Source organism: uncultured Dokdonia sp., from assembly GCF_937910895.1.
Lineage (GTDB): Bacteria > Bacteroidota > Bacteroidia > Flavobacteriales > Flavobacteriaceae > Dokdonia.
The window spans coordinates 116,736-141,089 of sequence record NZ_CALEMI010000161.1; the positions used below are offsets into that span (position 1 = coordinate 116,736).

A 24,354-nucleotide genomic window follows, 5' to 3' on the forward strand; every position below is an offset into this window, starting at 1 on the left:
ACTTATTAAAATGCATTCTATTTTTAAAAAAATCTCCCTCGTACTTAGTATAACTGCTTTTATAGTAGGGTGTGATACTCCTAGCGCTCTTGTTACTGTTGTAGAAGCAAATGTAGATAGTAACCCCTTAAAAATTGCTCCTCTTACAGAAGTCCAAGAAAAATCTTGGGGGGCAAAAGATTTAATAAAAGATACCATTCCTGGGATGAGTATCGAAAAAACGTATACAGAAATCCTTCCTAAAAAATCAGGTGTACAAACTATCGTTGCTGTAATAGATAGCGGTATAGACATTAATCACGAAGATCTTAAAAATGCGATTTGGACAAATCCTAAAGAAATCCCAGGAAACGGAAAAGACGATGATAATAACGGTTATATAGATGATATCCATGGATGGAACTTCTTAGGTGATGTAGAAACAGAACAATTGGAACTTGCTAGAATTATAGATCGCTACGATACTGAATTTAAAGGCAAGACCATTGCTCAAATTCCAGCCAATAAGAGAAGTACTTTTTTAATGTATCAAAAGGCAAGAGCCGAACGCACCGAGAAGTACGAAGAGTTACTAGGTTACAAACAAGAATACACTCAGATTCTTAGGCAAGTGAAAATATCACATGCTGCTGTTTCAAAAAAATTAGGCAAAGAAACCTATACCCCTAAAGAATTAAGAGCTATACAAAACCCCACTGAAGAAATGCAAAATCATATTGCTTTTCTATCGCAGATGTTTCAATTTGAAGATACTATTCCTTCATTTATAAAAAATATAGAAGAAACTCTGGAACAGATTGAAGGTCAATTAAAAAATTATGGTCTCCAAGTGAATTATAGATCAATACTAGGGGACAACCCGTATGATATTACTGATACGTCGTATGGTAATAATAATGTAATAGGTCCTAAACCAGAAGTTGCCAGACATGGGACTCATGTAGGGGGTATTATTGCTGCGCAACGTAACAATGGCATTGGTATGGACGGCGTCGCAAATAGTAATATTAAACTCATGGTACTGCGTGCGGTACCTAACGGAGACGAGTATGATAAAGACATTGCCCTTGCGATACGGTATGCTGTTGACAATGGTGCCAAAGTGATCAATACCTCTTTTGGAAAATATTACGCACAAAATCCAGAATGGGTGTATGAAGCGATTCAATATGCTGCTAAAAATGATGTACTTATTGTAAATGCTGCTGGTAATGAAGGCCTCAATCTTGATGACCCTTCCAACAGAGTGTACCCTAATGACCAATTAGATACTACCTCAGAAATGAGTGACACTTTTTTAACTATTGGAGCTTTAAACGACACCTATGGTAGTGAGATGGTCGCTTCTTTTTCTAATTATGGCAAATCTAATGTAGATATATTTGCTCCAGGCGAGCATATATGGTCTACCACACCAAATAACACCTATGAATTTCTGGGAGGTACCTCTATGGCAGCTCCAAATGTAGCTGGTATAGCAGCCATGTTACGAAGTTATTACCCTAGGCTTAAAGCAAAACGGATAAAACAAATTATTATAAATAGCGGTTTATCCATTACAAATTCTGTGATTGTTGCTGGTGATCAAACTAAGCGAGCAAAATTTAATGAACTCTCCAAATCGGGGAAGATAGCAAATATGTATAATGCCTTTAAACTGGCAGAAATAAATAACTAATGACGATCAAATCTATTCTAAAATATACGCTTTTTGTAAGTGTATCTCTTTTTTTTACAGCACATATTACGGCACAAAATACGTCGTATTGGCAACAACACGTTGATTACAATATGGAAATTGACATGAATGTAAACAACTATCAATATGATGGAAAGCAAAGGTTAACCTATACAAACAACTCTCCAGACACACTAACACAAGTTTTTTATCATCTTTATTTTAATGCCTTTCAACCGGGCAGTGAAATGGATGTGCGATCACGCTCTATTGCAGATCCAGATCGTCGTGTAGGTGATAGAATAAGTAAGTTATTACCTGATGAAATTGGATTTATGAAGGTAAACAGTCTTAATCAAGATGGAAAAAAGCTATCCTATACTGTTGCTGGAACAGTACTGGAAGTAACATTGGCAACGCCTATTCTTCCTGGACAGAAGACAACATTCAATATGGAATTTACTGGGCAAGTACCAGTTCAAATACGTCGTAGTGGTCGTAATAACAAAGAAGGTGTTGCATTATCAATGACACAGTGGTATCCTAAACTAGCCGAATATGATTTTGAAGGATGGCATGCCGATCCCTACATTGCACGTGAGTTTCACGGTGTTTGGGGGGATTTTGATGTGAAAATCACCATCGATGCAGATTTTACGCTTGGAGGTACTGGATATGTTCAAAATGGCAACGAAGTAGGTCATGGCTATCAAGACAAGGGAGCATCTGCTAATCCAAAATCAAAAAAAGGAAAATATACGTGGCATTTTGTAGCACCAAACGTACATGATTTTACGTGGGCTGCAGATCCAAATTATCTTCACGATACACTCATCGCAGAAAATGGTGTAGAATTACATTTCTTATATAAAAATAATCCTGAGATTATAGAAAACTGGAAAAACCTACAACCTAAAACCGCTGGTATTCTCTCGTATCTTAATAAACATGTTGGTACGTACCCTTACAAACAATACTCTGTGATACAAGGAGGTGATGGTGGTATGGAGTATGCTATGTGTACATTAATTACGGGTGAACGAAGCTTTGGAAGTTTAGTTGGCGTAACAGCACACGAATTTGCACACACTTGGTTTCAATTTTTATTAGCAACTAACGAAGCAAAACATGAGTGGATGGATGAAGGGTTTACATCCTATATCTCTGCAAAAGCAATGAACGAAGTAATGCAAGAAAATAATGAAAATCCTCACACGGGTTCTTACAGAAGCTACTATAGACTTGTAGAAAGTGGCAACGAACAACCACAAACAACACATGCAGATCGTTATGACAGAAACGGTGCTTATGGTGCTACAGCTTATAGTAAAGGCGCTATTTTCCTTTCTCAATTAGGCTATGTTATCGGAGAAGAAAATCTTGCAAAAACGTTGAAAAAGTATTTTGATGATTTTGCGTTTAAACACCCAACACCTAATGATATTAAACGTACTGCCGAGAAAGTATCTGGTATTCAACTAGACTGGTATCTCACTGACTGGACGCAAACAACAAATACGATAGACTATGCTATTACAGAAGTTGTCGCAGATGGAAATAAGACTAAAATTACGCTTTCGCGAAAAGGACTTATGCCTATGCCCATAGACTTACAAATAACCACCAATAATGGAGCATCTATATATTATGTGCCCTTACGTATGATGCGTAATGAAAAACCGAATACTACCAATTATACACAATTAGAAGACTGGCCTTGGACACATCCTACCTATACGTTTACTGTAGATGTTCCTATGTCAAAAATAAAATCAATGACCATTGACCCTAGCAGATTAATGGCGGATGTAAATCTTGAAGACAATGATTGGAAGAATTAATTCTATTTCTTCTTTTCATAAAACAAAAACCCCGCCTATGAGGCGGGATTTTTTATGAACTATTTTTTCTTTTTATCTCTTAATAAATCTAGTGAGTACACTGCCATTATTCTGAGTGATTGCCTTTATAAAATAAACTCCATTTGTGTAATTACTTACATCTATCGTTCCTTGAGAAAGACTTTCTACAAATCCTTCATCTATCACCCTACCTGTATAATCTATAATTTGATATGCTGAAATAAGATGAGCTCCAGAAGTTCTGAAGTTTAAGATATCGCTTGTAGGATTAGGAAAAACACGAAGTATATTTTCAGAACTATTTTCTGTAATCTCATCTACAGAAAGTACCGTTGCTACCGTATCATACATTCCATTACCATGCGTTCCTATAAGAAGGTTATTATCAGAAGGGCGATATACAAGTCCGCTTATTAAAGCCATTCCGATTTGTCCTCCTCCTTCAAGTAACCAGTCTGTCTGAGTTGGATCTGGACTGCTAAACAAACCTCTGGCAGTACCCACATAGTATCCTATTTGACCATCTACTTCTGTAATAGCTGCAGAACGTATAGAATATGCAGATAAGTTACGTTCTATAACTTCCCACGTTGGGGTATCACTTGTTGCATTTGTGGTAAGAAAAATATTAGTAACGTTGTAGTTGCCATATACAGCCATCACAATATCTGGATTTGTAGGGTGGATAGCAAATCCTGTTACAATGGTATTTGGAGATGTAGAAGCACCTGGAGGGGTAATATTAATGGCTTCTGACAGATTTGTAGCATTTTGAGGATCATTCAGTTTAAAGACACCCCCATTTTGTCCTCCAATTAACAAATAGCTTGAAGCGGGATTATACGTACCTCTTGTCGCAGCAAATTGTCTTAAATTTTGACTAATAGACAAATTGCCCATATCATCCCACGTATTTGAACTAACACCTATAGCATCCGTTGTTCTAAACATTCTTCCACCGTCTGCATAGTACAAAGCATTTGTATTATCTGGATCAAGATAGAAGTATGTTACAAAAATGCTGTTATTTTCATCTGCAGGGGTAATATCAATAAATGTATTATTTGCCTGATTAAATCGTGCAATTTGCCCATTCTGAGAACCTAGATATAGTCTAAGAGGATTACCTCCATCTTCTCTCCCTATACCAACTGAAACGCCATCTCCTCCAAAAAAAGTTCCGTGTTCTGTTATGTTAGGCAGTCCAACAGTAGTTCCTCCAAAGGTAGTTCCATTGTCTTGAGCACCTCCAAAAACAAAGTCAGATCCTTCTTCTGGATCAAGTGCCACATGATAAAATTGATAGGTTTGATAATTGTTATTAAGATTTACCCATGCAACTGTAGTGGCAGTTACGTCATCTGTTCTATGCACACCTCCGTCTGTTCCTGTATAAAACACAGTAGGATTGACAGGATCAAAAACAAGAGCGTGAATATCTGGATGGTGTGTATCTCCCCCTCCTAAATCATACAACGCAAAACTTTCATTATTACGATATCCTCCTATTCTTGTAAACATAGGATCATTTTCAATATCTTCTATCTTATAAGCATTAGATCCTCCGATAATGACAAAGTTTTCATCATCTGGTTTTACATTGATTACTTGATCATACGCTACTTGGTGGGTATATGGGTCATTCCCAGTCAAATCTCCGCCTGGCTCATCTGGCAGAGTAGAAGAAAAATCTGTCCACGTATCGGTACTTATATCATAACGCCATAAGTCTGCATCTATTCCAGTATTATTTCCGTTTGTATATAATGCATATAATAAATTATTATTAGAAGGAGCGGTGCTTATTACTATACGACTAATATTAGCCGTTGCGTCCCAACCTGCAGGGCTTCCATTTTGAGCAATCCGGACCCAAGAACCGTTTCCTGTTTCTGAAGTATACACCCCATTTATGGAAGAATTACCTTGAATAGTAGCAAATACTCTTCCTTCTGCATTTATTGCTACGTCAGTAAAGCCTCCATCACCTGCCTCTTGTAACTCAGTAATAATCGTAGTACCGTCATATCTATGTATTCTTCCTATAGAAGCTATAAAAAGATCTCCTGTTATAGGACTCACCGCTAATGCATTATTAAGGTCAAAAGAAGAATCAAAGTCTCCAAAAACAGAATCTGTCTCAGGTATTTGTTCCCAATTGAGTCCTCCATCCTCAGACTTCCAAACCCCTTGACCAAAGTAAAATCCTCCTAAGCTAGCTGAGTTTCCACGAAGTTCTCCTGTAGCATAATACCAAATATTTTGGAAACCTTCGCGAGGATCTTGAGCAATTGCAGTTACATTATGTATCTCTCCATTTGGAGAAACTTTATTCCAACTTTGTCCTCCATTAATACTTCTAAACACACCTCCACTTACTGCTCCTGCAAGCATCGTATTTCCTGAAGGATCACTTATATCTATAGCTAAGGCTCGGGTACGCCCTCCAAGATTAGAAGGGCCTCTATTTACATATACATTATCAGAGCTTCTTGTTGCGTCTTGATTTCGATATAATTCAAGAGATGATTGAAGTTCTAATATTTTTTGATCTCTAGGAATCTCACCCGTCTGAGGGTCTCTTTGAAACGCTAATTCATATTCCAGTCTCTCTTGTGCAAATTGCCGTTTTTGCTCAATTGGCGTTTTTTCTGTTTTTTCAAATGTAGGCGCAATTAAGGTTGTTGCACTCTTTTCTGCTGTTTTATCAGTGCCACTATTTATAAGTAAATAGGAAAATACTCCCACAGATAGGAGGGCTAAAGCATACGTAGTTTTTTTCATTTTAATTTTAATTTTTAGGATTCTTATATAGATTGTAGCTAGTATCGGTAGGTCGTCTCTAACTACAATTCATTTCATTAAGTATCTGTTTTAGGAAACACTTTCTTGTTAAAAACAAGAAGAATTCCTACCCCTGTACTTATTGCCATATCTGCGATATTAAATATCGCATTAAAAAATGTAAATGTTTTCCCTCCTATAAAAGGAAGCCAACTTGGAAATGTAGCATCTTTTATAAATGGAAAATAAAGCATATCTACTACTTTTCCGTACAAAGGTTTTGCATACCCGCCTGCCTCTGGTAAAAATGTAGCTACTTGATTATCATAACTAGCGTCAAAAATTACACCATATAAAAGGGAATCTATAATGTTACCAACAGCACCTGCAAATATCAAAGAGACTGAAATGATAAGAAGTTTAGACGCATTTTCTTTTACTGATTTATACAACCAATATCCTATTAATGGAGCTATAACTAAACGAAAAACCGAAAGTACAATTTTACCATACTCACCTGGTAATCGTGTCCCCCAAGCAGCTCCTTCATTTTCTACAAAGTAAATTTGAAACCAATCCAACCCAAAAACCTGAATCGATTCATTTAAATGAAAATGTGTTTTTATATAAATCTTGGTACACTGATCGACAAGGAGTATTAAAAAGACAATCAGTCCTGCTTTTTTTAATGACATATACTTTATTTAGGATGGTAAAAATAAGCCTTTTTACTGTGAATTTATAACTGTTATGTCACCATCAATACTCTGTAAGTGCATTGTTTTAACCCCAATCATTGCTTTAGCAATATCAATGTTTCCATTACGAGATTGTGCCAGAATCTTAGTATTTGTCGTTTCAACTACTATATTACCCGATATGGTGTTGATATATACGCTTTCGCGAAAGCGGAAATTAGATAAATAACAACCTCCTCTTCCTAAATTTATACGTGCTTTCTTGTAGTTTCCTTGTGCATATACACTTGCTAATGTTGAATATACGTCAATAACGAGTCCTTCTGGCAATATAATTTCTAGAACAATAGATAAAATTTTATGGGCAGATAACTTATCATTAAAAGGAACAAAGTCTGGAGTGTACCCTGTAGTGATTTTTAGTACCCCATTGACAATCTCTGTATGAAGTAATGCGTTTTCAAAAGTCTCACCTTCTATCTGAGTGTATATGGCTATTTTATCTGTTTGAGCTGTGGTAAATTTGATTTGAAATATCTCGTCACTCTCTATAAATACTGTATGAGTATCACTTACATCATACTCTTTAAATAGTTTTTTTTGTGCAAACAGACTCCCTGAAGACACAACAAATAGTATGAATAAGAAATAATATTTCATAAAAAAGCGTCCCGAAGGACGCTATAGTCTTTTTTAGCTCTGCATATTTTTAGCTTCTATACTCAGCGTTGTGTGTGGTACTAATTTTAATCGTTCAGGATTAATCAGTTTTCCTGTAACACGACAAATCCCATACGTTTTATTATTGATACGCGTAATCGCATTTTTAAGATCTCTAATAAATTTCTCTTGTCGTATAGCAAGGGTACTATTTGCCTCTTTACTCATCGTTGCGCTTCCTTCTTCAAAAGACTTAAATTGAGGAGAAGTATCATCTGTGCCATTATCTCCATCATTGAGATATGCACTTTTGATCAAATCCAAATCACGTTGTGCTTTTTCAATTTTGTCTTGTATGATCTTGCGAAAATCTTCTAACGCTGCATCACTATACCTTTGTCCTTTTGAATCTTCCATACTTAATGTTTTGATATGGTTAAATAGGTTATTATGTTATCAAAGCTTATTTCAAGCCCATTTGTTACTTTTTCTGCTACTTCCAGAGAATCTGCTAATGTCTCTTCTTTTATGTAATCTGCGTTATCTTTTATAGTTTGTTTTATAAGCGGTTCTTCTTGTAAAACGATGTTTATACGGTCTGTGACTTCAAAGCCAGAATCTTTACGTAAATTCTGAATTCGATTTACTAACTCTCTCGCGATCCCTTCTTTACGAAGTTCTTCTGTGATGGTAATGTCTAGCGCTACGGTCATTTTATTCTGACTTGCTACTAACCAGCCATCTATATCTTGAGAAGAAATTTCTACATCACCAGATTCTAATGTAGTCATTTTTCCATTAATTTCAATCTCAATTTGTCCGTCGAGCTCAATTTTTGCAATTTCATTAGCTCCAAATCTACTTATAGCACTGGCTATCAGCTTCATATCTTTCCCAAATCGAGGTCCTAAAACTTTAAAATTAGGCTTAATTTGTTTAACTAAAATGCCAGAATCATCACTTATAAGCTCAATCTCTTTAACATTTACCTCCGATTTTATAAGATCTGCAACCGCAAGGATCTCTTCGCGATCACTCTCTGACAATACGGGAATCATCATACGCTGTAAAGGTTGGCGTACTTTGATTTTCTCTTTTGCACGAAGTGATAATACTAATGAACTTGCTGTTTGCGCCTTTTCCATCTTGTGTTCTAACGTACTGTCTATGTAATTAGTATCACTTTTTGGAAATTGTGACAGATGTATGCTCTCAAAATTTTCTTTTTCTGTGATTCCGTTCAAATCTTTATAGAGTTTCTCCATAAAAAAGGGCGCTACAGGCGCTGCTAGTTTTGCCACCTCAAGCAAACACGTATAAAGCGTTTGGTAGGCACTTATTTTATCGGTTCCATACGATCCTTTCCAAAATCTTCTTCGACTTAATCTCACAAACCAATTTGATAGATTTTCTTGTACAAAAGCATCAATCGCTCTTGTGGCTTTTGTAGGCTCATATTCAGCATAAAAAGCATCTACTTTCGCAATAAGCGTATGTAATTCAGAAAGCACCCAACGATCTATTTCTGGGCGTTCTTCTAGAGGAATATCTGCTTCGGCATACGTAAAGTTATCAAGATTTGCATAGAGTGCAAAGAAATTATAGGTGTTGTAAAGTGTCCCGAAAAACTTACGTTTTACTTCCTCAATTCCAGCAAGATCAAATTTTAAATTATCCCAAGGATTTGCGTTACTTATCATGTACCAGCGTGTTGCATCTGGCCCATACGTTTCTAGTGTTTCAAATGGATCTACCGCATTCCCTAACCGTTTGGACATTTTCTGTCCATTTTTGTCAAGTACTAATCCGTTAGAAACGACATTTTTATACGCAACATCGTCAAAAATCATCGTTGCAATAGCATGCAGCGTATAAAACCATCCTCTTGTTTGGTCTACTCCTTCGGCAATAAAATCTGCTTTACGCCAGGTATCTTCAACAAGTTGTTTATTTTCAAATGGATAATGCCATTGTGCATAGGGCATAGCTCCAGAGTCAAACCACACGTCAATTAGATCGCTCTCACGACGCATCGCTTCTCCAGACGAAGATACTAGCGTGATACGGTCTACCACATTTTTATGAAGGTCAACAAGCTCATAATTTTCTTCACGCATATCATCGGCAACAAATCCATTAAAAGGATCACTTTCCATAACGCCTGCGTCTATCGCCTTTTTAATTTCTTCTTTGAGTTCTTTTATAGAACCTATGATGATCTCTTCTTTACCATCTTCGGTGCGCCAAATAGGCAAAGGAATTCCCCAAAAGCGACTACGAGACAGGTTCCAGTCATTGGCATTGGCAAGCCAGTTTCCAAAACGCCCTTCTCCGGTTGCTTTAGGTTTCCAGTTAATTCCGAGATTCAATTCATGCATCCGATCTTTAAAATCAGTTACTTTGATAAACCAAGAATCTAACGGATAGTATAAAACAGGCTTATCTGTACGCCAGCAATGCGGATAACTGTGTACATATTTCTCTACTTTAAAGGCTTTATTTTCTTCTTTCAAACGAATCGCAAGCTCTACATCCATCGATCTTTCTGGGGCTTCACCGTCTGTATAATATTCATTTTTGATGTACTTATTTCCAAATTCTTTAAGCTCTGGGCGAAATTTCCCTTGCAAATCTACGAGTGGAACTAAGTTGTCATTTTCATCTTTGATTAATAATGGTGGGATTTCTGGAGACACCTGTTTTGCAACCAAGGCATCATCTGCTCCAAAAGTAGGTGCCGTGTGTACAATTCCTGTTCCATCTTCTGTTGTTACAAAATCTCCTGCAATCACACGGAAAGCATCTTGAGGATTGTCATGCGGTTGTACAAAATCAAATAGTTGCTCGTATCGCAATTCCAAAAGATCAACTCCTTTAAATTCTCGTGTGACTAGGTATGGAATCTTTTTATCGCTAGAGGTGTAAGTATCTAAGTCCGCTTTCGCACTTCGACTTGGCTCAGTGTTAACTCCAGCGGTATCACCTCCAACTTCATAAAATTTACCAGAAAACTGCTTTCCTACCAGTGCTTTTGCTAGAATCACCTTCACTGGCTCGAACGTATATTGATTATACGTCTCTACAAGCACATAATCGATCTTCTTTCCTACCGTTAATGCAGTGTTTGAAGGCAATGTCCAAGGCGTTGTGGTCCAAGCTAAAAAATACGTGTGTCCATCTGCCAATTCTTTTGCTAATGCGTTTGACCCTTCTCCCGTTATTTTAAATTGAGCGACAACGGTCGTATCGGTTACATCTCGGTAACATCCTGGTTGATTAAGCTCATGCGAACTTAGCCCTGTTCCTGCTTTAGGAGAATACGGTTGTATGGTATACCCTTTATATAATAGGTCTTTATTGTAAATCTGTTTAAGTAACCACCAAACCGTCTCCATGTACTTAGATTTATAAGTCACATAAGGGTCTGTCATATCTACCCAATACCCCATCTTTTCGGTAAGGTCATTCCAGATATCGGTATAACGCATCACGGCTTTTTTGCAAGCTTCGTTATATGCTTCTACTGTAATTTTTTTGCCAATATCTTCTTTGGTGATTCCGAGCTCTTTCTCAACGCCTAGCTCTACGGGAAGTCCGTGGGTATCCCATCCTGCTTTACGTTTTACTTGAAAACCCTTCATGGTTTTGTAACGTGGGAAGATATCTTTGATCGCACGTGCGAGTACGTGGTGTACTCCTGGCAATCCATTTGCAGATGGCGGTCCTTCAAAAAAGACATAAGGAGTAGCACCTTCGCGGGTAGTGACACTCTTTTCAAACACCTTATTTTCTTTCCAAAAGGCAAGAACCTCATCGGCTACTTGAGGAAGGTTTAATCCTTTATATTCAGTGAACTTAGCGCTCATGGTATATGCTTTTTAATAAGGGTGCGAATTTACGGAATTTTTATATGAAAAATAAGGGGGTTTAATGACTGTTGAAGATATCTTTAAAAAAGGCTCTTTGAGCCTCTTTCTTAAAGATAAAAACCTCCATAACAAATTCTTGTTATGGAGGTTTTCTATATTATGATAGAATGCTTTTTATTTGAATAAGCAGCCTTCTATTTTTGAAAAGTCATTTCAGAAATTGCTTCTTTAAATCCTTCATAGTCTATATTTTCTACAGCTCTCATGGGAACATCAAATGGATCATCAAAACTAGAAAAACCTGAACGACCGTTCCAGAACCATACTCCTTTCTTACCATCAATAGCAGTACACCCAGCTACTGGAGGATCTGCAAAATCATTGTTATGAAAGCCATGATTTGTTAACGTAGGGTTGGTATCAACGGCTCCACTACTTTGACCTAACCAATAGGTTAAGGTAGCGTTCCCTAAAGCAAATGATTGGTCTTGTGCCCAAAATTCATTACGCCCATTTGGTGTTGTCATAGGATCTTCATGTAAAAATACAGGAGCTACGTCATTAACACTAAAAAAACAAGGGTAGTCAAACGTTTCAAAATCTGTATCACTATATACATTTCCGTTATTTGCTACTGTGATCACCACTTCTGTCAATAATGGAAAGTTAAATGCATTTGGATTAGGAGTTCCATCTGTCATTAAATCCCAAGTTCCTGATATAACATCCATAGGATCATCATCTGTCGTAAACGATCCCAAAATAACCGCTGCACGTTGTCCTTCTCTATCTTTTACAGTTGCAATGTGTGCTTCTTTAGCGTCTACAATCACATGGGTCGCTACTGGGTTTTCAATATCAGATACATCAAAATCAAAAGATCCTCTTTCTCCAACAAAAGAAAATTTGGTTCCGTCGCGACTTACTTCTTTTCCTAAAAATCTAAATCTATCGCCTTGATTAGAAACAACCGTGGCATTGTACTGTCCATCATTATTAATGTTAATCCAAATCTTTGCGTGAATCTCTGTATCTAGTGTGACGAAAACCCCATGATAAAGACCTTCACTTGTATCATTAAACCTACTATTTGGTTCTGCTGTTTCAGGATTAAAATCTATTTGCTCAATAGTCACCTCTAAGTCTGTACTAGTATCATTGCTACTTATTATTTCTTCGTCACTACAAGAAACGAAAAGAGCAGAAGCAAAAACACTAAAAATTAGTAATTGTTTTTTCATTATTTTCAAATTGGTTATTTTAAATTTTCGAGTAAATATAGAATTAATAGATTTTATACATATTTAAAAATAATAGCGTGTGATTTTTTTAACATTAACTTGCTTTTTATCCGATAAATATGCCTTTTATAGACTTTTAAAACTATAGAAAGTAAGAATTACGAGTCAAACATAAGAATAAATTACGTTTTTACCACACTATTTTAAAGGTTTTTTTAGGTTTTATTACGGTTTAAACATCTAAAAGCTAATGATTAGCTATAAGATTATTTTGTTTTTTTAGGTTTTATGTCAAAAAAATGTGAGAAAGATGAATTTAAAAATTCATCTTTCTCACACAAAACCACTCTTGTTTTTAGTATTTCTACAAAGACGTATTAGGTATGTTTTCCAACTTCAAAGCCGTGCTTTCCTAAATATTGATTTCCACTTTCTATAGCATCTTCTTCTAATGTTGTTCCCATAGAATCATTCCACCGATTAAGATATCCAAATAGTGAAATAACCCCAAGCATTTCTACGATCTCTCCTTCATCCCAGTACTTATATAATGCTGACTTAATGGAGGCATCTACCGCATTAGGAATCTGACTAGCAGCTAGAGAAAAATCTAATGCAGCTCTCTCTGCATCAGAAAAAGCCGGATGTGTTCTGTATTCCCAAATATTATCTAATTGTTCTTGTTCTGCTCCATAACGTTCTGCTGCTCGTATAGCATGTGCTTGACAATATCGACATCCTGTGGCATTACTAGATACCCAAGCGATCATACGTTTTAATGCAGAGGTCACTTTTCCTTGATTTGCCATCACGGCTTTATTGAGGTTTATAAATGCCCTTGAAATATCAGGGCGACGTTGCATCGTCAATACAGAATTAGGACAAAACCCTAAGGTCTCATTAAAAAATTCGGCAAGTTCTTTTGTTGTTTCATCGTGTTCTGAACTCAATGGTGTAACTAATGGCATACTTTTTTTATTATTTTGTGATAGTTATATTTCTTTATACCTCACAATAGTTATCAATTTTATTATTATTCGCTTTCGCGAAAGCGTGTCCCTAAATATACCCCGTTTATAGGAATTTATATATACTATAAATAGTATTTTTACATCTTATATGATAAGGTGTTGTGATTTTTTTCGCGAAAGCAGGATACAGATTTCCTTATCATTTTTGTACCTTCAATGACTCAACAAAACATAAAATAATGGCATCACACACAGTTACTACTACCTATAAAAAACAAATGCAATTTGAAACCGATAGCCCAACAGGCTACAAAACGCTCATAGATACATCTCCAGAAAATGGAGGAACTAATGAAGGAATGAGCCCAAAAGCATTGATGCTGTCCTCCCTTGCGGGTTGTACAGGTCTTGATATTGTTTTTGTATTGAATAAAATGCGTATTGCTATTCCAGAATTCAAAATGGAAGTAAAAGGAGAACTCACAGAAGAACATCCTAAATATTATCATAAGGTTTGGTTAGATTATCATTTTTATGGAAATAATCTAGACGAAACAAAAATTCAAAAAGCAGTAGACCTCTCTGAAAGCACCTATTGTGGGGTTATGGAAATGTTTAGACGATTTGCTACACTAGAAATTGGTGTACACTTTCATAAAAGCAATACCTAACTCATATACTTCCCAAATCTCATGCGTATTTTTCTTGTTCCTATTTGCTTATTGTTTACTGTAGTGCTTCTTGCTCAAAATAGTAGAGAGTTTACGAGGGTCAATGAATTTTATATCCACGGAGATACCCAAGTTATAGGAAATAATAATGTAAGTAAGCATAAAAATAAAGCAACAGACGATAAAAGTGGTCTTAATGACGAGACCAAAATGAAATATGTAGATATAGATGCTACTACCGCTACCTATAATTCTAGTAGTGCTACCCTTATCATTCCTGAAGACGCTATTGTACGGTATGCCGCATTGTATTGGGCAGCTACCTATCCTACAGAAAAAGGAACTAAAGTAGCAAAAGGAAATCGCTATGTATATAAAGCAAATGGGACTCCTACCGAAGATATTCAAGAGATTCAATTAAAACGGCCAGGCGCAGCCTATATTCCTATTAGAGGAGATTTGGTATATGACGGAGGTCAAGGAACTGTAAAAGGAATAACGTCAAGCAGACCGTATACGTGCTATAAAGATATTACAGATCTCATAAAAGAGAACCAAACAGTAAATGGCTCTTATAGTGTTGCCAATATTCCCGTTACCCAAGGCTATATTTCTGGAGGAAGCGCTGCGGGATGGATGTTATATGTTATTTATGAACGGGATCAAGATCCGCTTCAATATATTACTACCTACAATGGTTTTAATCATATTGATAAAAAAGGAGTCGCTATTGACTTTGGAAATTTTAAATCTCCTGAAAAAACAGAAACCCAAACTGCCATTACTATAAGTGCTCTTGAAGGAGATCTTACATTAAAAAAAGATCAAATCGCTATTTATTATCCTCAAGAGAAAAAATTTGTGACCCTAGATAATGCCGTTAGAGCTTCTGATAATTTTTTTAATAGTAGTATTACTATAAACAACACCTTTTTTACAGATCGAATTCCTAACAGTAAAAATACATTGGGGTTTGATATCGCTAAAATTACAATTCCCAACGAAATTAATAAAAGCATTGCAACAAGTGACCATGGTTTTAAATTACAGTTTAAAACACGAGCCGATCGATATCACGTGTATTTTGCTGCCTTTCAAACCACGCTGAATGAAACTTTTTATGAAGAGATTGTTGCAAATAGAACAGTAAAAACAGAAGAAATTGAAGTAGAAATTAAAGAAAAAAAAGTGGTCAAAGAAGTTGTAATAGTACCTACTCCTAAAGAACCTGAGATACTCACAGAAGTACCTATTGTTGTCAAAGAAGAAGTTGTCATAAAAAAAAGACAAGAAGAAGTCCAAGCAACTCCAAAAGAACAGATAGAAATTATTGATAAAAAATCTATAAAAGGTCCTGAGATATTAAGTGGATATTATTTGATCTCCAATGTTTTTTCTTCCGAAATAAATGCTGAAAAATGGGCTAAAAAACTAAAGAGTAAAAACATTCAATCGACTATTTTTAAAAGACCTGAAAACAATCTTTATTATGTCTCTATTGGAGCTCACGAAAATCTTATCGTATTACGTGAGGAATTAAAGAAAATAAAAAAGGATCAAGATCTCAAAGATGCGTGGATCTTCAAAATAAATACACAGTAATTCATGCGGTGGAATCTAAAACCTATACAAAACCCCGAAAACGTACAGACGCTTTCTCAATCGCTGCAAATTGACACTACCATTGCCCAGCTTTTAATACAAAGAGGCATCGATAGTTATGACAAAGCAAAACAATTTTTTCGCCCCTCTCTAGACGATCTACACGATCCGTTTTTGATGAAAGATATGGATAAGGCTGTACATCGTATTGAGCAAGCCATTGCACAGGGAGAAAATATTCTTGTATTTGGTGATTATGATGTGGACGGTACAACAAGTGTTGCTTTGGTCTCTTCCTATTTAAAGACCATTCATCCGATGATTGCCACCTATATTCCAGATCGCTATGCCGAAGGATATGGTGTTTCTTATATGGGAATCGACTATGCTTCAGATAACGATATAACCCTCATCATTGCATTAGACTGCGGCATTAAAGCGATAGATAAAGTAGCTTATGCAAAAGAAAAAGGAATCGATTTTATTATCTGTGACCACCATAGACCCGGACCTCAACTTCCAGATGCGGTGGCTGTTTTAGATCCCAAACGCGATGATTGCGAGTATCCGTATGATGAGTTGTGCGGTTGTGGAGTAGGGTTTAAATTAATAAGTGCGCTTTCGCGAAAGCGTAATCAACCTTTCTCAGAACTGCATCCATATCTTGATCTCGTTGCCACTGCGATAGGTGCCGACATTGTACCTATTACTGGGGAAAATAGAATTCTTGCGTATTATGGTTTGAAAGTGATAAACACTGCACCACGTGCTGGTTTTAAAGCTATTATTCAGCAACTCAAAAAAGACACGCTTACTATTACCGATGTTGTCTTTATCATTGCACCACGTATTAATGCTGCCGGACGAATGAAACACGGAAATCATGCAGTCACACTACTTGTAGAAAACGATGCTGAGACCGCTCAACAGTATGCCTCCGAAATAGAACAATATAACGCCGATCGCAAAGATGCCGATAAGTCTATTACAGAAGAAGCGCTGATACAAATTGAAAAAAACAAAGAAGCTTATAGAAAAACTACCGTAGTTTATCAGGAAGATTGGCATAAAGGAGTGATTGGTATTGTGGCTTCCCGACTTATAGAAACCTACTATCGACCAACTTTGGTTTTTACAAAAAGTGGCGATAAACTTGCAGCTTCTGCAAGATCTGTAAAAGGATTTGATGTCTATAATGCCTTACATGAATGTGAAGAATTTATTGAGCAATTTGGAGGTCATAAATATGCCGCAGGTCTTACTCTAAAAGAAGAAAACTACGAGGCTTTTAAACAACGTTTTGAAGAAGTCGTGAACGCTAGCTGTGAAGAGCGATTACTCATTCCTGAAATTACGATAGATGCCAAAATTGATCTTCAAGATATTACTTCAAAATTTTATCGTATCCTCAAACAATTTGCTCCTTTTGGACCTGGAAATATGACTCCTACCTTTATGACAGAAAATCTTGTAGATACTGGCTATGGTAAAAAAGTGGGTGCAGATGAGACACATCTTAAAGTGACTGTTACTCAAAATAACAAAGGAAAAAAAATAGGAGGAATCGGTTTTGGAATAGGTGACGCGTATGATTTGATAAGCAATAAAAAGCCTTTTAGTGCTGCATACGTTTTAGATGAAAATGCATGGAATGGGGAGGTACATTTACAACTGCGTATTAAAGATATTAAATAGTAGTATTAATATGAAGGTAAAACACATACTCTTATTCTTTTTGATCGCTTACATCATTATGACTATAGGGGCGCTATTTAAAATCATCATTGGCCTTATGGGAATGAGTTGATTACGTTTTCAACCATATTAAAAATAATTGCAGCATTAACAGCTATTTGGAAAGTCTTCACTATGCAAGGTTTTAAAGATTTTCTAAATAAATGAAGTTACTGTTTGATAAATGCTAAGATCATCTGGACAATTTCCTGTGGTTTTTCTTCTTGAATAAAATGTTTTGCTTCCATGATATGTACATCTTTATCTGCGATTCTTAAATCTTTTTGAAGCGCCTCTTGTTGTGGTTCTAGTTGCAAGAATGTATCATTTTTACCCCAAATAATCATAGCGGGCATCTCTATTTTCTGGATCATCGGTTGGTATTCTGGAAGTGCATTACAGGTTTGTGTAAAAAAATAATACATCCCTTTTGTTTTACCTTCTTTAAGAGGTCGTTTATATCCTTCTACATCTGTTTTATTCAGAGTGTTTTCTGTGAGACCTTTATCAAAAAGACCTTTGAGCATCATATTGGTAGTAATTCCATTACGATAGCCCCACATTGCTACGCGTGCCATAAATCCAGGCTTGAAGCGTATTGGGGGATCAAATCCTTCCTCATAAATAATACTATTTAGAATGACCAAATTCTGTACCTTTTCTGGAGCTACTTCTAATAGTTCCCAAGTCCATAATCCTCCTGCATCATGCATTACATGTGTCCAAGAATCTACTGAGATCGCATCCATTAATTCTAATAGTCGTTGTGCATGCATCTCTTCAGAATACACCTCATATCCCTTGGGAGAATCACTACTCCCAAAACCCAACATATCGGGTACAATCACACGGTAACCGCTCTTTACCAATGGATCTATCATTTTACGATATAACCACCCAGAAGTAGGAACTCCGTGTAGTAAGACAATCACAGGACCTTTCCCTTTATCTATATATTTTATAACGCCATCTCTTGATGTAAATGATTTTTGATCGCTTCTAAAACTATCATAGGTCGTCTGTTCTAGTCTCATAGTAACGGATTGATAAGGTTTACAAGCTGTAAAAAGAATAATAACTGATACTATGGCAAGATAACTACGCATGAGATTTCTTTTTATGAATAAATCGTTAGTCTTTAGAAACTTCGAACTCTTTGAGTTGAAAGTTTTTTCCATCAAAAACACCATAGGTGTAATGGTGAATCCAATCGCCTATGTTAAAATACGTAGATTGTTCTCCTACTTTAATTTCCATGGGTAAATGACGGTGCCCAAAGACAAAATAATCGTAATGTGCTGTCTCAAGTTTACGCTTGGCGTACGTAGCAAGCCATTCGTTCTCTTCTCCTAAAAAGATATGATCATCATTTCCAGAGATCAATTTATTTTTAACTGAAAAGTATTGTGCGATACGCATTCCTATGTCGGGATGGCCCCACCTAAATATCCACTGAAAAAAACGTCCTCTAAAGACTTTTTTCATTCGTTTATACCCTTTGTCACCAGGTCCTAAACCATCGCCATGACCTAAAAAGAATTTCTTGTCATTTATAGTAAATACTTTGGGCTCGTGATATACTGGGATTCCTAACTCATCTTCAAAATAGCCATTCATCCATAAATCATGATTCCCGACAAAAAAATATATTTCTATGCCGCTATCCCTAAACTCGGCAAGCTTGCCTAGTGTTCGCACAAAACCTTTAGGAACAACCGTACGATACTCAAACCAGAAATCAAAAAGATCTCCTAATAAAAAAATAGCATGTGCATCTGGCCGAATCTCATCCAACCAGCGCAAAAACTTTTGCTCTCTAGGTCTGCTCTCATTGTGAGTGGGAGCTCCTAAGTGATTATCACTAGAAAAATAAACTTTCTTTCCTTCGGGAATATTCATAGGCTAGTTATCGCTTGCAAACCACTCTGCATAACTTGTGCGGGTTTCTTGAAGTCGTAACGAATGGAGTTTAATATGATCTGGAAGTAGTGGTTGTATTTTTTGAGCAAAATCAATGACCATCATCTCACTAGTAGGTTGATAATCTACTAACAATACATTATGCCCTCTGTCTGATAGTTCTTTTGCTAACTCTACGTGAGGCGTATTTTTATTAAAAACTGTTGCGTGATCAAACACATCCACAATTTCTCTATTTACTATTTTTTTTAAGTCCCCAAAATCAATCACCATTCCATATTTTACATGATTTGTATCTGAAATAGGAATCCCTATCACCGTTACACTAAGTTCATAGCTATGACCGTGTACGTTTTTACATTTCCCATCATACCCATAAAGAGCGTGACCCGTTTCAAATGTAAATTGTTTTGTAATGCGAATATTTGCCATGTTATGCTTTCGCGAAAGCGTACTATTACCGCTTTCTATTCTTAATTTTATTATATATAAATACAACAATTAACAAGAGTGCTAGTATCAAGAACAAACCACTACCACTCAAAAAACTCATAATATCCATACAAAAAAGATTGGGTTTAAATATAAGGTTATTTACTGTCTTTACTTTATTTGATCTGAAATTGAATTAATATCCCGCTTTCTTTCGAACTCTTGCTAATACCTCATTTGCAACTGCTTTTGCTTTTTCTGCTCCAATAGCTAATGCCGCATCTACCTCATCAAGATGTGTCATGTAATGATTATAACGCTCTCTTTGTGTTTCATACTTCTCTATAAGCAATTCATAGAAAGCTTGTTTTGCATGACCATATCCATAATTGCCTCCTTCATAATTTGCGCGCATTGCTGCAATTTGTTCTGGAGATGCTATGAGTTTATATAACGCAAATAGATTACAAGTATCTGGATTTTTTGGCTCTTCTAAAGGCGTACTATCAGTTTGAATCCCCATAATTTGCTTGCGTAACTTCTTATCAGGTTGAAAAACATCAATGATATTCCCTTTAGATTTACTCATTTTTCCTCCATCAGTTCCTGGAACATACATCGTTCCTTCATTATGTTTTACTTTTGGCATAACAAAGGTTTCTCCACCAGTAGCCGCATGAAAACGACTTGCTACATCTCTTGTCATTTCTAAATGTTGCGCCTGATCTTTTCCTACAGGAACGATCTCTGCATCATATAAGAGAATATCTGCTGCCATAAGCATAGGATATGTAAACAATCCAGCGTTTACATCTTCCAGACGATCTGCTTTATCTTTAAAACTATGTGCAAGCATAAGTCTTTGGTATGGAAAAAAACAGCTTAGGTACCAAGAAAGTTCTGTCACTTGAGGAATGTCGCTTTGTCTATAAAACACCGTTTTTTCTATATCGAGTCCAAAAGCTAACCACGTAGCGGCTGTACTGTAGGTATTTTGTCTTAACACTGCTCCATCTTTTATTTGGGTAAGCGAGTGCATATCTGCAATAAACAAAAAAGACTCATTGCCTAGCGTATTCGCCATTTCGATTGCTGGAATAATCGCTCCTAATAAATTCCCCAAGTGTGGGGTTCCTGTACTTTGTACTCCTGTTAAAATTCTTGCCATACGAATGACCTATATTAAGTAGGTATCACATTATAATTAATACTTATTCTAATCACTTTTCATAAGATTATGAATAGTTTTTACAGCAAAGTTACTTTTTTCTAGGCATTGGCTACTACCTTTTACCTATTTTTGAGGCGATGAATTTTTTTAGAAAAATAGGAATGGCAGTTTGGAGAATATGGTTTTATCTCCTTATGCTCATTATTATACTTATATTATTTCCAATACTTATTATAAGTATCCTAAAAGAGTCTTGGTATCCTTTGTTTTTTAGATTGGCGCGTATCTGGGCAAGAGGTATTATGCTAGGAATGGGTTTTTATCCTATTGTGACAAGAGAACAATCCTTTAAAAAGGGAGAAAGTTATATGCTGGTGTCTAACCATACCTCTATGCTCGATATTATGTTGATGCTTCATGTCTCAAAAAATCCTTTTGTATTTGTAGGAAAAGCAGAGCTCGCAAAAATTCCTTTGTTTGGTTTTTTCTATAAACGTACTTGTATTCTTGTAGATCGCGGTAATGCTAGAAGTCGTAAGGGTGTATTTGATCAAGCACAAAAAAGGCTTGAACAAGGATTAAGTATATGTATTTTCCCAGAAGGAGGAGTTCCCAGTGATACTTCTCTTATTTTGGATAGTTTCAAAGATGGTGCTTTCCGTCTTGCTATTGACCATCAAATAGCTATTGTTCCCATCGTTTTTTACGATAACAAAAAATTATTCCCTTATCAGTTTTACAAAGGAGGCCCTGGAAAGATGAGAGCAAAAGTTTTTCCATTTATACCCACAAAAGGGTTATCACAAATTCATAAAAAAGAATTGAGAGAGCAAACGCATCATATTATATTTAATGCTTTAAAAAAAGATCATACTGCTTAAAATATATCACAGAAAAGGCGCCGTAACCAGCGGCGCCTTCCTGTAATTATTGCATTATTTTGCAACAACTAACCTAACCAACTAAAAAACTAACCTAACGGCAAGTGTCTTTTTTAGAAGCGATAATTCACTCCTGTATATAGTCCAACATAGTAAGGCTTAAATTCTCCTACGCTATTATTATACGCATTGAGTTGATATTTAAGTGATGGCTCTATATTTACTTTTACTTTTTCTGTTACTTTATAATTAAGCCCTAAACCAATATTAGTAGTGAAACTTACATCATTAAGAGCATTTGAAGTTCCTAAATTTGTACGTAGCCCGTTTGATTCTAAAAAAATTTCATTATTATTAAGAACTAAGGTACTTACCCCTCCTATAAGTTCAACGCCCAATCGCTTGTCAGAAAGCACATAAATAGCTTCCAAAGGAATCTCTATATATCCTACATTTTGTTGAATCTCTCCACTAGAAACTGTGTTACCTCCTTGTCCTAATCCATCTGGAACTCCTGGAGTAGCTGATGAAGGATTCACACGATCTGTAATATCTAAAAAACTAGCACTTTGAGAAAAATCAATACCCCTCAGTGTGCGGGCACTATTACTAGGTGTGAAAGATATATCTTGTGTATTATAATTAAGATCTACATTACTTACACCTGTACGTACTTTAAACTTTGGAGTCACTGCATAACTGACTTGTACACCATAACTCAAGTTCAAATTACTTGTCTTTGCATTATCCTTAAATTGAGGGTCAATGCCAGAACCTCCAAAATCACCATAAAATACAGGAGCAGCTACAGCTCCTACATTCCATCTGTTGGCGATAGCTTCTTTTACTTGTGTATCATCATCTTGTGCATTGGCTTCTACAATACGTGCTGCTTCATCAACAAGTGATTTTTTTGACTCTTCTTCTATTTCTGTATTTTGGGAGGCATCTGTTGTTTTTTCTTCTGAAACAGCAACCGCAGCATCATCAATCCCTTTATTGATTTTGACAGTAGGGTCTATAAGATCTGTTTGTTTTTGTGATGTATTAGTATCTGGCTGTTTGGAAGAAGCTATATCTTCAGTCTTTGATTTTGTTGACGTTTCCGTATTATCTATTGATCTCTGACCTGTTCTTTCTTTATTTATAGTTATCTGATCCTGAATTACTGTCGTTTTATCTTGACTAACAACAACAGCTCCTTGCGTATTACTTACTCCAGAAAGTGTATTATTTTCTTTTATTCTCTCATCTGTAGAAGTTGATTCTTCGGTTGTGCTGTTTTCTGTAACGAGTCCAGAATCATCCTCTTTAGACGTAGATGAATCTGTATCTGTTGTAGATAACACACCTGTTGGTTGGTTGGTACTTCCCTTTTGATTTGACTCTACGAGTTCTGGAGCTGTGTTGGTTGTTTTTGAAGTGTTAGTAAGTAACGCAGTCCCTATGGTAACAAGTAATAATATGACTGCTGCTATACCTCCTAATCGCCACCATATAGGGACAATTTTACGATCTTCTTTTTCTTTTTTTGCTTTAACAATGTTCTCCCACACCTGATCACTTGGGTGAGCTTCAAAGTTTTTAAATTTCTCCTGAAAAAGCCTATCTATATTCTTTTTCTGTTTCATTGGTTTTGAGATTGACTTAAGGTATAGTCTTGACTTACCTCAATTTTATTCTTTAATATTTTGCGGGCGCGTGCCAAATTAGATTTGGACGTACCCTCCGAAATTTCTAATAACTTAGAAATCTCTTTATGTGAATATCCATCTAACACATACAGGTTAAATACCATTCTGTATCTATCTGGTAATTCTTGAATAATTTTAAGTAAATAATCGAGAGGCACACTTTCTTCTTCTACCTCTACATCTACTTCACTCACATTTTCTTCATGTATCAAATTAAGTACTCCTGGTTTACGATATCGCTGGAGTGCTGTATTGATTGCTATCCGTTTTAACCATCCTTCAAAAGAGCCTTGACCTTTGTATTGAGATACCTTGTCAAAAATGATGATGAAAGCGTCCTGCAGTATGTCTTCGGCATCTGCATAGCTAGAACCATATTTTAAGCAAACCGAAAAAAGTGAACTAGCATAGCGCTTGTATAACTCTTCTTGGGCTTTTGCATGTTTCTTTTTACAATTATCAATGAGTTGGTCTAAACTCAAAATA

19 protein-coding genes are annotated in these 24,354 nt (G+C 36.1%); 6 read left to right on the forward strand and 13 right to left on the reverse strand.

Features of this window, described 5'->3' with window-relative positions; all coding sequences use genetic code 11:
* The first annotated feature begins 10 nt into the window (after nt 1-10).
* Nucleotides 11-1,678 carry a S8 family peptidase gene (locus Q0505_RS20505; RefSeq protein WP_299217275.1) on the forward strand — a complete coding sequence of 556 codons (1,668 nt, stop codon included), beginning with the start codon at nt 11-13 and terminating at the stop codon, nt 1,676-1,678.
* Entirely contained in the window at nt 1,678-3,519 is a 1,842-nt protein-coding gene (locus Q0505_RS20510; RefSeq protein ID WP_299217276.1) for a M1 family metallopeptidase, read from the forward strand. Before Q0505_RS20505 ends, Q0505_RS20510 begins: the two co-directional genes overlap by 1 nt.
* 72 nt (nt 3,520-3,591) lie before the next feature.
* Here the strand turns inward: Q0505_RS20510 and Q0505_RS20515 are convergent, their stop codons facing one another.
* The 7 genes from Q0505_RS20515 to Q0505_RS20545 form a co-directional block, all read right to left on the reverse strand.
* A complete protein-coding gene (locus tag Q0505_RS20515) occupies nt 3,592-6,324 on the reverse strand; it encodes a T9SS type A sorting domain-containing protein (RefSeq protein WP_299217278.1) in 2,733 nt (910 codons plus the stop codon).
* Between the two features lie 77 nt (nt 6,325-6,401).
* On the reverse strand, nt 6,402-7,019 hold the full coding sequence (locus Q0505_RS20520; RefSeq protein WP_299217281.1) for a lipoprotein signal peptidase: 618 nt from the start codon (nt 7,017-7,019) through the stop codon (nt 6,402-6,404).
* A gap of 33 nt (nt 7,020-7,052) precedes the next feature.
* Nucleotides 7,053-7,682, reverse strand: coding sequence for a hypothetical protein (locus Q0505_RS20525; RefSeq protein ID WP_299217285.1), 630 nt, complete (start codon nt 7,680-7,682; stop codon nt 7,053-7,055).
* Between the two features lie 33 nt (nt 7,683-7,715).
* On the reverse strand, nt 7,716-8,099 hold the full coding sequence (locus tag Q0505_RS20530; protein ID WP_299217289.1) for a TraR/DksA C4-type zinc finger protein: 384 nt from the start codon (nt 8,097-8,099) through the stop codon (nt 7,716-7,718).
* Between the two features lie 2 nt (nt 8,100-8,101).
* On the reverse strand, nt 8,102-11,548 hold the full coding sequence (gene ileS, locus Q0505_RS20535) for an isoleucine--tRNA ligase (protein ID WP_299217292.1): 3,447 nt from the start codon (nt 11,546-11,548) through the stop codon (nt 8,102-8,104).
* A gap of 197 nt (nt 11,549-11,745) precedes the next feature.
* Nucleotides 11,746-12,792 (reverse strand): hypothetical protein, encoded by a 1,047-nt coding sequence (locus tag Q0505_RS20540; RefSeq protein WP_299217295.1) that lies wholly within the window; start codon nt 12,790-12,792, stop codon nt 11,746-11,748.
* Between the two features lie 377 nt (nt 12,793-13,169).
* Nucleotides 13,170-13,760: a carboxymuconolactone decarboxylase family protein gene (locus Q0505_RS20545; RefSeq protein ID WP_299217299.1), complete on the reverse strand. Its 591-nt coding sequence runs from the start codon at nt 13,758-13,760 to the stop codon at nt 13,170-13,172.
* A 242-nt stretch (nt 13,761-14,002) separates the two neighbouring features.
* Between Q0505_RS20545 and Q0505_RS20550 the strand changes: the two genes are divergently transcribed.
* Genes Q0505_RS20550 through recJ form a run of 3 tightly spaced genes read left to right on the forward strand, consistent with a single transcriptional unit; the run spans nt 14,003 to nt 17,731 of the window.
* Entirely contained in the window at nt 14,003-14,434 is a 432-nt protein-coding gene (locus Q0505_RS20550; protein ID WP_299217301.1) for an OsmC family protein, read from the forward strand.
* Nucleotides 14,435-14,455: 21 nt separating this feature from the next.
* Nucleotides 14,456-16,036, forward strand: a complete 1,581-nt coding sequence (locus tag Q0505_RS20555) for an SPOR domain-containing protein (protein ID WP_299217304.1) — start codon at nt 14,456-14,458, stop codon at nt 16,034-16,036.
* A gap of 3 nt (nt 16,037-16,039) precedes the next feature.
* Nucleotides 16,040-17,731, forward strand: coding sequence for a single-stranded-DNA-specific exonuclease RecJ (gene recJ, locus Q0505_RS20560; protein WP_299217306.1), 1,692 nt, complete (start codon nt 16,040-16,042; stop codon nt 17,729-17,731).
* A gap of 209 nt (nt 17,732-17,940) precedes the next feature.
* Here recJ and Q0505_RS20565 read toward each other — a convergent pair whose 3' ends face one another.
* The 4 genes from Q0505_RS20565 to trpS all read right to left on the reverse strand — a co-directional run bounded on the left by Q0505_RS20565 (nt 17,941) and on the right by trpS (nt 21,290).
* Nucleotides 17,941-18,804 (reverse strand): alpha/beta hydrolase, encoded by an 864-nt coding sequence (locus Q0505_RS20565; RefSeq protein ID WP_299217309.1) that lies wholly within the window; start codon nt 18,802-18,804, stop codon nt 17,941-17,943.
* Nucleotides 18,805-18,901: 97 nt separating this feature from the next.
* Nucleotides 18,902-19,669 carry a UDP-2,3-diacylglucosamine diphosphatase gene (locus Q0505_RS20570; RefSeq protein WP_299217311.1) on the reverse strand — a complete coding sequence of 256 codons (768 nt, stop codon included), beginning with the start codon at nt 19,667-19,669 and terminating at the stop codon, nt 18,902-18,904.
* 3 nt (nt 19,670-19,672) lie between these two features.
* The gene (locus Q0505_RS20575) at nt 19,673-20,122 is read right to left on the reverse strand and encodes a 6-carboxytetrahydropterin synthase (RefSeq protein ID WP_299217313.1); all 450 of its coding nucleotides are present in this window, start codon (nt 20,120-20,122) and stop codon (nt 19,673-19,675) included.
* 196 nt (nt 20,123-20,318) lie between these two features.
* Complete coding sequence (gene trpS, locus Q0505_RS20580) at nt 20,319-21,290, reverse strand: tryptophan--tRNA ligase (RefSeq protein WP_299217317.1); 972 nt, start codon at nt 21,288-21,290, stop codon at nt 20,319-20,321.
* A 164-nt stretch (nt 21,291-21,454) separates the two neighbouring features.
* Here trpS and Q0505_RS20585 point away from each other — a divergent pair, with 164 nt between their 5' ends.
* A complete protein-coding gene (locus Q0505_RS20585; protein ID WP_299217320.1) occupies nt 21,455-22,174 on the forward strand; it encodes a lysophospholipid acyltransferase family protein in 720 nt (239 codons plus the stop codon).
* Nucleotides 22,175-22,287: 113 nt separating this feature from the next.
* On the opposite strand, the gene Q0505_RS20590 is transcribed toward Q0505_RS20585, so the two are convergent.
* Nucleotides 22,288-23,805, reverse strand: coding sequence for a hypothetical protein (locus Q0505_RS20590; protein ID WP_299217323.1), 1,518 nt, complete (start codon nt 23,803-23,805; stop codon nt 22,288-22,290).
* The gene (locus Q0505_RS20595) at nt 23,802-24,350 is read right to left on the reverse strand and encodes an RNA polymerase sigma factor (RefSeq protein WP_299217326.1); all 549 of its coding nucleotides are present in this window, start codon (nt 24,348-24,350) and stop codon (nt 23,802-23,804) included. Before Q0505_RS20595 ends, Q0505_RS20590 begins: the two co-directional genes overlap by 4 nt.
* Nucleotides 24,351-24,354: the final 4 nt, after the last annotated feature.